13 protein-coding genes are annotated in these 13,621 nt (G+C 72.0%); 5 read left to right on the top strand and 8 right to left on the bottom strand.

The features are described 5' to 3' along the window. Positions 1-66 precede the first annotated feature (66 nt). Genes ACWED2_RS47725 through ACWED2_RS47715 form a run of 3 tightly spaced genes read right to left on the bottom strand, consistent with a single transcriptional unit; the run spans position 67 to position 2,707 of the window. Complete coding sequence (locus ACWED2_RS47725) at positions 67-924, bottom strand: NAD(P)-dependent oxidoreductase (protein WP_449697127.1); 858 nt, start codon at positions 922-924, stop codon at positions 67-69. Beyond that, the gene (locus ACWED2_RS47720) at positions 924-1,736 is read right to left on the bottom strand and encodes an N-acyl homoserine lactonase family protein (protein WP_449697126.1); all 813 of its coding nucleotides are present in this window, start codon (positions 1,734-1,736) and stop codon (positions 924-926) included. Before ACWED2_RS47720 ends, ACWED2_RS47725 begins: the two co-directional genes overlap by 1 nt. Next, positions 1,733-2,707, bottom strand: coding sequence for an NAD(P)H-dependent flavin oxidoreductase (locus ACWED2_RS47715; protein WP_449697125.1), 975 nt, complete (start codon positions 2,705-2,707; stop codon positions 1,733-1,735). Before ACWED2_RS47715 ends, ACWED2_RS47720 begins: the two co-directional genes overlap by 4 nt. A 104-nt stretch (positions 2,708-2,811) precedes the next feature. Here ACWED2_RS47715 and ACWED2_RS47710 point away from each other — a divergent pair, with 104 nt between their 5' ends. Both ACWED2_RS47710 and ACWED2_RS47705 read left to right on the top strand, forming a co-directional pair. Next, complete coding sequence (locus tag ACWED2_RS47710; RefSeq protein ID WP_449697124.1) at positions 2,812-3,972, top strand: thiolase family protein; 1,161 nt, start codon at positions 2,812-2,814, stop codon at positions 3,970-3,972. Next, a complete protein-coding gene (locus tag ACWED2_RS47705) occupies positions 3,972-5,120 on the top strand; it encodes a CaiB/BaiF CoA transferase family protein (RefSeq protein ID WP_449697123.1) in 1,149 nt (382 codons plus the stop codon). Before ACWED2_RS47710 ends, ACWED2_RS47705 begins: the two co-directional genes overlap by 1 nt. 56 nt (positions 5,121-5,176) lie before the next feature. On the opposite strand, the gene ACWED2_RS47700 is transcribed toward ACWED2_RS47705, so the two are convergent. The 5 genes from ACWED2_RS47700 to ACWED2_RS47680 are packed head-to-tail and all read right to left on the bottom strand — an operon-like array spanning position 5,177 to position 9,962. Beyond that, entirely contained in the window at positions 5,177-6,655 is a 1,479-nt protein-coding gene (locus ACWED2_RS47700; protein ID WP_449697122.1) for an aldehyde dehydrogenase family protein, read from the bottom strand. A 28-nt stretch (positions 6,656-6,683) separates the two neighbouring features. Beyond that, complete coding sequence (locus ACWED2_RS47695; RefSeq protein ID WP_449697121.1) at positions 6,684-7,799, bottom strand: acyl-CoA dehydrogenase family protein; 1,116 nt, start codon at positions 7,797-7,799, stop codon at positions 6,684-6,686. Between the two features lie 15 nt (positions 7,800-7,814). Continuing rightward, positions 7,815-8,591 carry an enoyl-CoA hydratase/isomerase family protein gene (locus ACWED2_RS47690; protein WP_449697120.1) on the bottom strand — a complete coding sequence of 259 codons (777 nt, stop codon included), beginning with the start codon at positions 8,589-8,591 and terminating at the stop codon, positions 7,815-7,817. A gap of 1 nt (position 8,592) precedes the next feature. Continuing rightward, positions 8,593-9,093 carry a MaoC family dehydratase gene (locus ACWED2_RS47685; RefSeq protein WP_449697119.1) on the bottom strand — a complete coding sequence of 167 codons (501 nt, stop codon included), beginning with the start codon at positions 9,091-9,093 and terminating at the stop codon, positions 8,593-8,595. A 26-nt stretch (positions 9,094-9,119) separates the two neighbouring features. After that, on the bottom strand, positions 9,120-9,962 hold the full coding sequence (locus ACWED2_RS47680; RefSeq protein ID WP_449697118.1) for an acyl-CoA thioesterase: 843 nt from the start codon (positions 9,960-9,962) through the stop codon (positions 9,120-9,122). 60 nt (positions 9,963-10,022) lie between these two features. Between ACWED2_RS47680 and ACWED2_RS47675 the strand changes: the two genes are divergently transcribed. From ACWED2_RS47675 to ACWED2_RS47665, 3 genes are read left to right on the top strand one after another with little or no spacing between them, the layout of a single operon-like run. After that, positions 10,023-11,456, top strand: coding sequence for a class I adenylate-forming enzyme family protein (locus ACWED2_RS47675; protein ID WP_449697117.1), 1,434 nt, complete (start codon positions 10,023-10,025; stop codon positions 11,454-11,456). 37 nt (positions 11,457-11,493) lie between these two features. Beyond that, a complete protein-coding gene (locus ACWED2_RS47670) occupies positions 11,494-12,702 on the top strand; it encodes an acyl-CoA dehydrogenase family protein (RefSeq protein ID WP_449697116.1) in 1,209 nt (402 codons plus the stop codon). Beyond that, positions 12,699-13,520 (top strand): enoyl-CoA hydratase-related protein, encoded by an 822-nt coding sequence (locus tag ACWED2_RS47665; RefSeq protein WP_449697115.1) that lies wholly within the window; start codon positions 12,699-12,701, stop codon positions 13,518-13,520. The genes ACWED2_RS47670 and ACWED2_RS47665 overlap by 4 nt, the downstream gene beginning before the upstream one ends. The last annotated feature ends 101 nt before the right edge of the window (positions 13,521-13,621 follow it).

Below are 13,621 nucleotides of genomic sequence, written 5' to 3'. Positions count from 1 at the left end.
CTACGTGTTTTCGGCGTTCGCCGCCGGCCGCGACCAGATGAGCTTCGGCACGCCCCGAATTACCACTCACGACCCGGCCCATTCCTGGTAAACCTTCAGCACGGCGACGACGTCCTCGTTGCCGAGGCCCTTGGCGCGGGCCATCTCGAAGATCTGGTGCACGATGCTCGCCGCCGGCATCACGTAGTCGCTCTGGTGGGCCAGTTCCAGGCCGAGGCGGATGTCCTTCTCCCCCAGGGCCACCGCGAACCGGGCGTGGTAGTCGTCGGCCAGGGCGTACGGCCAGCGCTTGAGGAAGTGGAACGAACGGCCGCCCGAGCGGCTGAGCACGTCGAACAGCTCGTGGCGGTCCAGGCCGAGCCGGACGCCGAGAGTGAACGCCTCCGCGGCGACCACGATGCTGCCCATGGCCATCAGGTTGTTGAGCAGCTTCACCGTCTTGCCGTGGCCGACCGCGCCGACGTGTTCGATCGAGCCGAGGGCTTCCAGCACCGGCCGGGCGCGTTCCAGGGCGTCGCCCTCGGCCCCGACGAGCTGGACGAGCTTGCCGGCGAGGGCTTCGCCCGGGCCGCCGCTGACCGGGCAGTCGACGACCGCGACCTCGTGCGGGCGGGCCGCGTCGGCGACCGCCTTGACCGTGTCGGGCAGGGTCGTGCTCAGCTCGACCAGGACCCGGCCCGCCCAGCTCTCGAGGACGCCGCTGCTGATCACCGCGTCACGGACGATCCGGTCGTTGGGCAGGCTGGTGACGATCACGTCCGCCGCTCCCGCGCCCGCCGGGTCGCACGCCGTGGCCCCCAGCTCGACGAGCCGGGCGACGGCGGCCGGGTCGATGTCGTGGACGAGCACCGGGAAACCGCTGGACAGGAGCCGTTCCGCCACTGCCCCGCCCATGGTGCCCAGGCCGATCACCGCTGTATTCATCAACGCAGCTCCTCACGCTCGAAAGGGGTCAGCTCGACGGCCACGTCGTCGAGGTACGGCCCGGCCACGGGGTAGCGCCGCAGGACCGCGGGATCGTGGCCGGGCACGATGTGGCCGCCCGGCCCGGCCAGCTCGCGCAGCCGGTCGAACGCGGCGTGCGCGCCGCTCACCGAGTCCAGCGCCGAATAGGGCCGGTCGGCTTCGAGGTTGACGTAGTAGTGGGCGGCATCCGACGCGAGCACGACCACGCCGTGCCCGGTCTCCACCCGCACCACCTGCATGCCGGCGGTGTGCCCGCCGACCAGGTGCAGCGACAGCCCGGGCGCGACCTCGACGTCCCCGTCGACCGAACGCACCCGGCCGTCGAGGTTCAGCGCGACCACCTCGGTGATGTCCTCGCTCATCACGACCCGGCGGAACGACGGGCGGCTCGCCGCCGGGCCGGTCCAGAACGCCAGTTCCCGCCGCTGCACCCAGAACCGGGCCCGGGGGAACCGGTGGAGCTCGCCGCAGTGGTCGAAGTGCAGGTGCGTGAGCACCACGTCGGTCAGCTGTTCGGGGTCGGCCCCCAGCGCGCGCACCGCGTCGAGGGGGTCGCCGCGCAGGCAGTCTTCCCGGTCGCGTTTCCGGGCCACCTCGCACCCGAAGCCGGTGTCCACCAGGAACGTCCCGGCCGGTCCGATGACCAGCCAGAAGTAGTACGCCATCGCCCGCGGTTCGTCGGCGGGCGTGGCGTGGTGGAAGACCTCGGCGGCCGTGACGTCGTCGCGGTGGGCGTAGCGGATGGCGAACACCCGGAAGTCCCCGGTCATCGCGAGATCAGCGCGGGCAGTCCCGCCTCCATCAGCTTCTCGGCCTCGTCGACGATCCGGCCGACCAGCTCGCCGACGGTGGGGACGTCGTCGATGAGTCCCTGCGCACAGCCCGCCGTCCAGATCCCGGCGTCCAGGTCGCCGGTCCGGAACACTTCGCGCCCGCGCACCCCGGCGACCAGGTCGCGGATGTCGGCGAACTGCGCACCTTCGTTCAGCATCCGCACGACGTCGACGCTGACCTTGTTGCGCGCCACCCGCGCGGTGTTGCGCAGCGGGCGGAAGATCAGTTCGGTGGCCCGCTCGTCACCGTCCACAATGGCCTGCTTGACCCGCTCGTGCACCGGCGCCTCGGCGGTGCACAGGAACCGCGTGCCCATGTTGACGCCGTCCGCACCCAGCGCCAGCGCGGCGACCAGCCCGCGGCCGTCGGCGAAGCCGCCCGAGGCGATCACCGGGATGTCGAGGCGGCGGACGGTGGCGGGAATCAGCACCAGGCCGGGGATGTCGTCTTCACCGGGGTGACCAGCGCACTCGAAGCCGTCGATGCTGACGCCGTCGACGCCGACCGCCTGCGCCTTGACCGCGTGCCGGACGCTGGTGCACTTGTGCAGCACCTTGATCCCGGCCTCGTGGAAGTGCGGCAGGTGCGGTTCCGGGTTGGACCCGGCGGTCTCGACGATCCGCACCCCCGACTCGACGATGGCCGCGCGGTACTCGGCGTAGGGCGGCGGCTTGATGCTCGGCAGGATCGTGAGGTTGACGCCGAACGGCTGGTCGGTCAGGTCGCGGCAGCGGCCGATCTCGCGAACCAGTTCCTCGGGACTGGGCTGGGTCAGCGCGGTGAGCAGCCCGAGGGCGCCGGCGTTCGCGACGGCGGCGACGAGCGGCGCCGTGCCGACCCATTGCATCCCGCCCTGCACGATCGGGTGCCGGACACCGAAGACCTCGGTGAAACGCGTCTGGATCATCGTCTGCCTCCGGAGTCGGCGCCGTCTCGCTCGAAGCTTATCAGTTAGATAGTTAATCTGATTGCTACAATCTACCCGATACTCGCCGAACCCAGGAGGTACCCGTGACCGAGGTGGTCATCGTCGAGGCGGTCCGGTCGGCGGTCGGGAAGCGCCGCGGCACGCTCTCCGGCTACCGCGCCCCCGAGCTGCTGGGCGACGTCCTCGCCGCGCTCTTCGACCGGACCGGCCTGGACCCCGCGCTGGTGGGCCAGGTCGTCGGCGGGTGCGTCGGCCAGGTGGGCCAGCAGGGCGGCAACGTCGCCCGCAACGCCTGGCTGGGCGCCGGACTGCCGATGGAGGTCCCGGCGAGCACCGTGACCGTCCAGTGCGGGTCCGCGCAGCAGGCGCACACCCTCGCCCACGGGCTGGTCGCCGGCGGCCTGTCGGACATCGCCGTCGCGTGCGGGGTCGAGTCGATGAGCCAGGTGCCGATGGGCTCGAGCACGATCGCCGCGCTCGGCGACAGCCGCGACGGCCGGTACACCGAGCACTGGGAAGCCACCACACAGTTCGAAGCGGCCGAGCGGATCGCCGAGCGCTGGGTGCTCGACCGCGCCGAACTGGACGCCTTCGCGACGCTGTCCCAGCACCGCGCGGCCCAGGCCATCGCCGAGGGCCGCTTCCGCGACCAGATCGTCCCCATCAAGGTGCCCGACGAGCAGGGCGCGACGGTCTTCGACACCGACGAGTGCCCGCGTCCGACCAGCCTGGAGGTCCTGGGCACGCTCAAGCCCAACCTGCCGGACCGCACCCCGGCGCGGCACACGGCGGGCTCGTCGTCGCAGATCGCCGACGGCGCCTCGGCGGTCCTGCTGATGACCGCCGAGCGGGCCGGGCAGCTCGGGCTGCGGCCGCGGGCCCGGATCGTGGACTCCGTGCTGGTGGGCAGCGACCCGGAACTGATGCTGACCGGCCCGATCCCGGCGACGCGCAAGCTGCTGGAGCGCACCGGGCTGACCACGGACGACCTCGACCTGGTCGAGATCAACGAGGCGTTCGCCTCGGTGGTGCTGGCCTGGCAGCGGGAAACCGGCATCGACCTCGACCGCGTCAACCCCAACGGCGGCGCGATCGCGCTCGGCCACCCGCTCGGCGGCACCGGCGGGATCCTGATCACGAAGGCACTCCACGAACTCGAGCGCACCGGCGGCCGGCGGGCGCTGATCACCATGTGCTGCGGCGGCGGCCTCGGCACCGGCACCCTGATCGAGCGGCTCGGCTGATGCCTGGCCCCCTGGACGGGATCCGGGTGCTGGAGCTCGCCGGGCTCGGCCCGGCGCCGTATGCCGCCATGATGCTGGCCGACATGGGCGCGGACGTCCTGCGCGTCGACCGCCCGGTGTCCACCCTCAAGGGCGACCCGGCCAAGGCCGTGCTCAACCGCGGCCGGCGGTCCGTGGTCGTCGACCTCAAGGCGCCCGGCGGCCCGGAAACGGTCCTGCGGCTGGCCGAACGCGCCGACGTGCTCGTCGAGGGCTTCCGGCCCGGCGTCATGGAACGGCTGGGCCTCGGCCCCGACGTCTGCCTGCACCGCAACCCGCGCCTGGTCTACGGCCGGATGACCGGCTGGGGCCAGCACGGCCCCCTGGCAGCGGCCGCCGGTCACGACCTCAACTACCTCGCGCTCTCGGGCGCCCTGCGGCTCTTCGCCCGGCGCGGGCAGCCACCGGCCACCCCGCCCGGGCTGGTCGCCGACTTCGGCGGCGGCGGGATGATGCTCGCTTTCGGCGTCGTCTGCGCGCTGCTGGAAGCCTCGCGATCAGGCCTCGGCCAGGTGATCGACGCGGCGATGGTCGACGGGGTGGCTTCGCTCACCGCGATGCTGCACGGGTTCCTCGCCCAGGACCGCTGGGTGGACGACGTCGGGGTCAACTTCTCTGACGGCGGTTCCCCGCACTACGACGTCCACGAGACCGCGGACGGCCGGTTCGTGGCGGTCGCCGCCGCCGAGCCGCAGTTCTACACGGAGTTCCTGGAGCTGCTGGGTCTCGATCCGGAAGCGGTCCCCGACCGCGACGACCCGGCCCAGCGGGAGGCGTTGCGCGAGATCATCGCCGAAGTCTTGCGCTCCCGCACCCGGGACGAGTGGGAGAAGGTGTTCGACGGCACCGATGCCTGTGTCACGCCGGTACTGAGCCTGACCGAGGCACCGGCCCACCCGCACAACCGGGCCCGGGAGGTGTTCACGACGGCGTTCGGTGTGGTGCAGCCGTCCCCGGCGCCACGCCTGCAGCGCACGCCGGGCGCGATCGCGGGGCCGCCGCCACGGCCGGGCGAGGGTTCGGTGGCCGCCCTGCGCGACTGGGGACTGACCGACGACGAGATCGCGGAACTCCGGGACGAAGGCGTGATCGGCGCCGAGCCGGCGTGAACTCCCGGTGCCCCGCCCCGTCAACCACGGGACGGGGCACCGGGAAGCGTGCCCGGTCAGGCCGGGGTGGCGATGGTCTTGGCCTGGAGGTACTCGCGGAAGCCGTCCTCGCCGTGCTCCCGGCCGACGCCGCTGATGCCGTAGCCGCCGAACGGCGTGTCCGGCGAGAGGTAGAACGACGGACCGATGTTGACCGTCCCGGCCTTCATCCGGTTCGCCAGCCGCAGGGCGCGCTCGGGGTCCTGGGTCTGGATGTAGGAGGAGAGCCCGTAACGGGAGTTGTTGGCGACCCGCACCGCTTCGTCGTCATCTCCGTCGTAGCGAACCACGGTCAACACGGGACCGAAGACCTCGGTCTGCGCGATTTCGGCGTTCTCGTCGACGTCGGCGACCACCGTCGGCTCGTACCAGAACCCTCGGCCACCGGTCGGCGAGTCGCCACGGCGGCCACCGACCGGGACCCGCGCGCCGGCGTCCCGAGCCCGGTCCACCAGTCCTTCCATCCGGGCGAGCTGGGCGGCGTTGATGATCGGCCCGACGAAATTGGCCGGATCGGTCGGGTCGCCCCACGGCAGCGCCTTGACGGCGACGGTCAGCGCGTCGAGCACCTCGTCGTACCGGGAGGCGTGGACGACCAGCCGGGTCGCGAGCGCGCAGCCCTGCCCGCTGTTCGACATGCACATGCCGATGCTCATCGGGAGGGCGACGGCCAGGTCGGCGTCGTCGAGGATGATGTTGGCGGACTTGCCGCCCAGCTCCAGGCAGACCTTGCGGATGCCGGCGGCGCCGCGCTCGTAGATCCGCTGCCCCACCGCCGGCGAGCCGGTGAAGTGGTACATGTCCACCCGCGGATCGCCGGTCAGCGCCTCCCCCGCCACCGCTTTGTCGCGCGAGCTGATCACGTTCAGCACGCCGGGCGGCAGGTCGGTCCGCTCGTGCGCGATCCTGGCGATGAAGGCGCCGGTCAGCGGGGTGTCCGGGGCCGTCTTGAGCACGACCGTGTTGCCGGTGGCCAGCGCGTGCTGGATCTTCCAGAGGTCGGTCATGAACGGCGCGTTCCACGGCGTGATCGCGCCGACGACGCCGTACGGCTCGTACCGGACGCGCCGGTTGCTCAGCGGCCCGACACCCTGGTGCGGGCCGAAGTCGCGCTCCCACGGGAACCGTTCGACCAGGTCGTTGAAGAACGACATGTCCTCGATCATCACGTCGATGTGCGCGGCGATGTCCGAGACCGGGGTGCCGGCTTCGGCGATCTGGATCGACGCGGCCGCCGCGCGTTCTTCGCGCAGCGCCTCCTGCAACTGGCGCAGGACGTGCGCGCGGAAGGCGTGATCGGCGGGCCACGAGGTCTCGTCGGCGGCCCGCCGGGCGGCCCCGACCGCGGCGGCGACGTCACCGGCCTGTCCGTCGGCCGCGGTGCCGACGACCGATTCGTCGGCCGGGTTCAGGACTTCGAACCGCCCACCGCCGTCCGCTTCGCGGAATTCCCCGTCGATGTACAACCGACTCTCGGGCTCTGCGTTGAGTGTCATGGGCTTCTCCGGACTTCGTTGTCGGGTTTCAGATTCCGATGCGCTGGGCGAGTTGTTCGCGGTGGAAGTCCGGCCCGCCGAGGAACAGGGCGCTGTTCTTCGCCCGCTTGAAGTACAGGTGGGCCGGGTGTTCCCAGGTGTAGCCGATACCGCCGTGGAGCTGGATGTTCTCCCCCGCCGTGAGCAGGTAGGCGTCGGAGCAGAACGCCTTGGTGAGACTGGCTGTCGCGGCCAGGTCGGACGAGTCCGTCGCGGCGGCCCACAGCGCGTAGTAGACCGCCGAGCGGGCCGCCTCGACCTCCACCAGCATGGTGGCGCACTTGTGCTTGACCGCCTGGAAAGAGCCGATCGGACGGCCGAACTGCTCCCGGACGCCGGCGTAGTCCACCGCCATTTCGAGGGTCCGCTGCGCGCCGCCGAGCATCTCCGCGCTCACCGCGATGGCCGTCAGGTCCAGCATCCGGTCGACGGCGGCCCAGCCGTCCTCGAGTCCGCCGATCAGCCGGGCGGGCGTCGCGGCGCAGGTCAGCCGCCCCTGCTTGCGGGTCTGGTCCAGCACCGGCAACGGCTGCCGGAGCAGCCCGGGAGCCCCGGGTTCGACGGCGAACACCCCGAGACCGGCGCCGGCCCGCGCGACCACGAGCACGAGGTCCGCGCTCATGAGGTCCAGCACGAACGATTTGTGCCCGTCGAGCAACCAGCCTCCACCGGCGCGCGTGGCCCGCATCCCGACGCCTTCACTCGTCCAGTGCCCGGCGTCCTCCGCGAGGGCCACGGTGCCGATGAGCTGCCCGTCGGCCAGCCCGGGCAGGTAATCGCGTTTGGCCGTTTCGTCGTCGGTGGCCAGCAGCAAGGTCGTCGCCATGACGACGGAGGTGAGGAACGGGGTGACCGCCAGCGCCCGGCCCAGCTCCTCCAGCACGACACCGAGTTCGACGAAGGTGTACCCGGCGCCGCCATATTCTTCCGGCACGGCCAGTCCGGCGAGACCCAGCTCGCCGCACATCTTCGTCCACATGGGACGATCATGGAATTCGTCGGGCGCCATCAGCCGCCGCACTACCGGCTCCGGCGAGAAGTCCGCCAGGAACTCCCGGACCACCGACTGCAGCTCTTCCTGCTCCTTGTCCAGCGCGAACCGCACGGCTGACCTCCGGGCTCAGGACTTGCGGGCGGACCGCGCGCGGTACGCCTCCGGGACGGCGCGGAACTCCGCGGTGTCGTGCGACTGGCTTTCGGCGGCCAGCCCGTAGCCGAGCACCGAGACCGCCGCCTGGCGCACCCACTGGTTGAGCACCGCCTTGGTGTCCTGGATCGCCTGCGGGGGCAGCGCGGCGAGCCGGTGGGCGAACGCGAGCGCGTCGGCCAGCAGCGACTCGGCGGGCACGACCCGGTTGGCGAGCCCCAGCTCGACGGCGGTCGCGGCCGGCACCCGGTCACCGGTGAGCAGGAACTCCTTGGCCCGCAACAGGCCCGTGTTCAGGGGCCAGGTCGCCGCGGCGCCGTCCCCGGCGACCAGCGCCACCGTGACGTGCGGGTCGGCGAGGAACGCGTGCTCGGCGATGAAGACCATGTCGCAGGCGGTGACCAGGGTGGCGCCCAGGCCGACCGCCGGGCCGTTGACGGCGGCGACGACCGGCAGGTGCAGGCCGACCAGCTCGTCGAACAGGCGCCGCCCGACGCGCAGCGTCCGCCGTCGCTCCTCGAGGTCGTTGGCGTGCCGTTCGAAGGTCTCCAGGTCGCCGCCCGCGCTGAAGGCACGGCCCGCGCCGGTCAGCACGACCGCGCGCGCGTCGCGGTCCAAGCTCAGGTCGGCCAGCACCCGGGGCAGCTCGTGGTGCAGCTCGGCGTCGAACGCGTTGAGCGTGTCCGGCCGGTTGAGGGTCAGCACCCGGACCGGACCGTCGGCGGTGACCAGCACGGCGTCGTCGGCCACTTCACGCCCCCGTTTCGGCGAAGTCGGCGCCGCGGATGAGCCGGACCGGCCGGTACACCGCGACCTCCTCGCCGCGCTGGTTGCGGATCGAACAGCGGCTGGTGACGACCCCGCGGCCCGGCTTCCTGGACGGGCGCGACTCGACCGTCCGCACCACGACGTGCAGCGTGTCGCCGACGTAGGTGGGCTCCGCGATGTCGAGGTCCACGTGCACCAGGGCCAGCCCGGTGCCGTGCAGCGCGTTCGTCTGCAGGACCAGCCCTTCGGCGAACATGTAGACGAGCCCGCCCGGGACCAGCCGGCCCGCGTAGCCGCCCGCCTTCGCGTGCCCGGCGTCGTAGAACAACGGCTCGGTGAAGCCACCCAGCGCGACGAAGTTGACCAGGTCGGTCTCGGTGATGGTCCGCGCCGAGGTCCGGAAGGCCGAGCCCGGCGTCATCTTGTCCCAGGTCAGTCCGGCCGCCAGCAGCGGGGCTTCACCGTCGTCTGTCACGTCGGACATCCCTTCTAATTATCTAACCTATTTGGCTATTTATACACCGGCGGGATCGGCGAAGCGAGCCCCTCCTGCGCGAGGCTGGACACGAGCTCCCCAGCACGGGTGAAGACCTTCCCGGACGCGAGACCGCGGCCGTCACAGGCACGGGACGAACGCTGCACCAGCAGGTGCCAGTCGTCCACCCGGAACGGCCGGTGGAACCAGACCGTGTGGTTGAGGGAGGTCATCAGCCACGTCTTGCGCGAGCCGCGTTCGTGCGGCAGCCGGATCGAGGCGACCAGGGTCAGGTCGCTGGCGTAGAGCCACCGGCACGCGTGCGCCGCGGGATCGTCCGGCACCGGCCCGGCGGCGCGGTACCACAGCGCCCGGGTGCCGGCCGGGTCCCCACCGGCGGCCGGCACCGGCCGCAGCTCCACCGACGGATCGCCGAGGAGCCACTGCGGCCACACGGCGGCCGCCTCGGTCCAGCCCTCGACGCCGCCGAGCTCCTCGGGCGCGGGCACCACCGGCATCCGGTCGTGGTGCTCGAACGCCGCCGCACCGGTGTGGAACGAGAACATCGCGGTGAAGATGAGCTTGCCGTCCTGCTCGACGTCCACCCGGCGCTGGGAAAACGCGCGACCGTCGCGCAGCCGGGCGACGCGAAGCCACAGCGGGGCCGACGGATCCCCGGCACGCAGGTAACTCGCCTGCGCGACGTGCACCGCACGATCGGCGGACACGGTGCCCTGCGCGGCCGCCAAGGCGCGCGCGGCGGCCTCGCCGCCGAACATCCGGGCGGAGCGGCCCGACGGCGCCGCGACGAAGACGTCCCCCTCGAGGCGTTCCAGGTCCATCAGCCAGGCGAGACGGTCGGTCAGCGAGCGGTTCACTTGGCCTCCTATCAGTTAACTGATATAGATAATAGAGCGACTTGAGCGCGGAGGACAGGGATGACACCGTTGTGGATCGACCTCGTGGCCCAGGCCGTCGACGCCGGCCGCGACCGGGTCCTGGTCGTCCCGGGGGATGATCCCGGCGCCGGCTGGACCGGCACCGAGTTCGGCCGGCGGATCGGCGGCGCGGCGGCCCTGCTCGACCGGGCAGGCTGCCCGCCCGGCACCGTCGTCCCGGCGCTGATGACGACCCGGCCCGAGGCCATGGCGGTCGTCATCGCCGGTGCGGTGACCCGGCGGCCGGTCGCTCCCCTGTCCCCGCGGCTCACGGTGGCCGAACTCGCGGACTGCGTCGGCGACCTCGACTCCCCGGTCATCCTGGGCGAACCCGGCTCGATGGACCTCGGCCGCGCACTGGCCGGGGCCTGTGGGCGGGACCTGGTGCAGGTCGGAGAACTGGCCTCGGCGACGCCCCCGCCCCTGTCGGCCGCCGCGGACGCCATCGCCTTCGTGCTGCACACGTCCGGCACCACCGGGCGGCCACGGCGGGTCGCCGTCCGGCAGGACCGGATGGGCGCCCGCGCGGTCGTCAACGCCCGGCTGACCCGGCTCGACGCCGGCAGCGTCTACAGCGCGAGCTCACCGTTCCACCACATCGGCGGCCTCGGCGCGTTCGCGGTGGCGCTGGCCGCGGGCGCCCGGATCGTGACGTTCCCCCGGTTCACCGTGGACGCCTGGCAGAACCTGGGCCGCCTCGGCGTCACCCACGCGCAGGCGGTGCCGTCGATGATCGAGATGCTGCTGCGAGCGGACGCCTTCGCGCTCCCCACCCTGCGCCTGCTGCAGTACGGCGCGTCCCCGATCCACCCCGGCACACTGCGCCGGGCCCTGGCCGCCATGCCCGGCGTCGCCTTCGTGAATCTCTTCGGACAGACCGAGGGCGCACCCCTCACCTGCCTGTCCCCCGAGGACCACGAGCGGGCGGCGGGTGGCGACGAAGAACTGCTGAAGTCCGTCGGGACGCCCGTCGGAGAAGTCGAACTGACGGTGCACGAACCGGACGAAGACGGCATCGGCGAGGTGTGGGCGCGCGGCGCGCACCTGTTCGCGCCGGGAGCCGACGGGTGGCTGCGCACGGGCGACCTCGGCCGGATCGACGAGCGCGGGTACGTGTTCCTGGCCGGCCGCAAGGGCGACATGATCATCCGCGGCGGGGAGAACGTCTACCCCCTCGAAGTCGAGCAGACCCTCACTCGCCACGACGACGTCGAAGAGGCCGTCGTGGTCGGGGTGCCCGACGAACGGGTCGGCGAGGCCGTGAAGGCGTTCGTCGTCCCGCGCGATCCGGCAGCCCCACCGGACACCGCCGACCTGCGCGCCTTCGCGCGGACGACGCTCGCCGGGTTCAAGGTGCCCGAGCTGTGGGAGTTCGTCCCCGCGCTCCCCCGCAACCCGAACGGCAAGGTCGTGCGCCGAGCCCTCACCCCTTGACGAAAGGCCCACCGTGGACCTGAGTTACCCACCCGAGGTGCAGCAGTTCCGGGAAGAGGTGCGGGCGTTCATCGCCGCCAACGTCCCCCCGGACTGGCACGGCCTCGGCTCACTCGACACCGACGCGGCGAAGGTGTTCGTCGAGCAGTGGCGGCAGGTGCTCGCCGAGCACGGCTACCTGGCCCCCGCCTGGCCGGTCGAGTACGGCGGCGGCGGGCTGGACCGGCTGCGGCAGGTGGTCCTCGTCGAGGAGCTGGCCAAGGCGGGCCTCCCGGCGAGCGGGTCCCAGGACGTCTTCGGCATCAAGATGATCGGCAACCTGCTGCTCCGGTACGGCACCGAAGCGCAGAAGCGGTACTTCCTCCCCCGCATCATCAGCGGCGAGGACAAGTGGTGCCAGGGCTTCTCCGAACCCGGCGCCGGCTCCGACCTGGCCGCCCTGCGCACCCGGGCCGCGCTGGTGGACGGCGAGTGGGTCGTCGACGGGCAGAAGGTGTGGACGTCACAGGCCCAGAGCGCCGACTGGATCTTCCTGCTGGCCCGCACCGACCCGGCCGCCGGACGGCACCGGGGCATCACGATGCTGCTGGTACCCCTCGATCAGTCCGGAGTGGACATCCGCCCGATCACCATGATCACCGGCGACACCGGGTTCAACGAAGTCTTCTTCACGAGTGTGCGCACCGCCGAAGCGAACGTCGTCGGCGAGGTCGGCGAAGGCTGGGCGGTGGCCATGAGCCTGCTGGGCCTCGAACGCGGCGACGAAGCGGCGACCAACCCGATCATGTTCCGCGCCGAGATCGACCGGCTCATCGCGCTGGCCCGCGAACGCGGCGTCGACGGCGACCCGGTCGTCCGGCAGCGGCTCGCCCGGTGCTACAGCCGCGCCGAGATCATGCGCCACCTCGGCAACCGCGTCCTGACGCGGTGGCTGCGCGGCGAGCCGACGGGGACCGAAGCGTCGGTGTCGAAGCTCTACTGGAGCGAGCACCACCGGGCGGTCACCGAGCTGGCCATGGACATCCTCGGGCCGGAGTCGATGGTGCCGACCGGCCGCGGCCCGCTCCGCCACTACCGCACCGACGACCCCGGCGCACCCAACTCGACGGCGTCCTGGTCGACGGTGTGGCTGCACGCGGTGTCCGGCACGATCTACGCCGGCACCTCGGAGGTGCAGCGCAACATCCTGGCCGAATCGGCCCTGGGCATGCCCCGCGAACCCCGACCGGACAGGAGCGCCCGATGAGCGAAATCGTCACCCGGACCGTGGCCGACGGCGTCGCCGTCCTGACCTTGAACCGGCCGGAACGGCACAACGCGTGGTCCGTCGAGCTGGAGAACCGGTACTACGACCTGCTCCGCGAAGCCGAGCGCGACCCGGACGTCCGGGTCGTCGTGGTCACCGGCGCGGGCCGCAGCTTCTGCCCCGGCATGGACACGGCCGCGCTCGCCGACCAGGTGGCCACCGGCGTCTCGACCAACCCCCACCTGCGGCAGCCGATGACCACGCCGACGAAGATCGCCAAGCCGGTGATCGCCGCGATCAACGGAGCCTGCGCCGGGATCGGCCTGATCGCCGCGCTCAACTGCGACCTGCGGTTCGTCTCCGCCACGGCGAAGCTGACCACGGCGTTCGTCCAGCGGGGCATCATGGCCGAGCACGGGCTGGCGTGGACCCTCCCCCGGCTGATCGGCACCTCGCGGGCGCTGGACCTGCTGCTGTCGGGCCGCGTCGTGCTCGGCGAGGAGGCGGTCGCGCTGGGCCTGGCGGACCGGGTGTTCGCCCCTGCCGACCTCATGCCCAAGACGTTGGAGTACGCGAACTCGTTGGCGGCGACCAGTTCGCCCGTCGCCATGGGGACCATCAAGCGGCAGGTCTACGAGAGCTGGGAGAGCTCCCTGGAGGAGTCCCGCGTGACGGCGATCCGGTTCTGGATGGGCCACCTGCGCGGCCACCCCGACTTCAAGGAAGGTGTCGAAAGCTTCCTGGAGAAGCGGCCGCCGCTGTTCGAGCCGTGGGACCCGGCGACGCCCGCCGAGCCCGATCCCCTGCCGGGCGCCTGAGAGGTGCGCCCGGCGCGAGTGACCTCGTCGTACGCGGCTCAGCCTCGGTGCAGGTTGTCGTGAGTGGTAATTAGGGTTAGAACCCAAAATAACACACAAAA

It is taken from the genome of Amycolatopsis sp. NPDC005003, from assembly GCF_053600695.1.
This window is presented reverse-complemented; position numbering and strand designations above follow the sequence as displayed.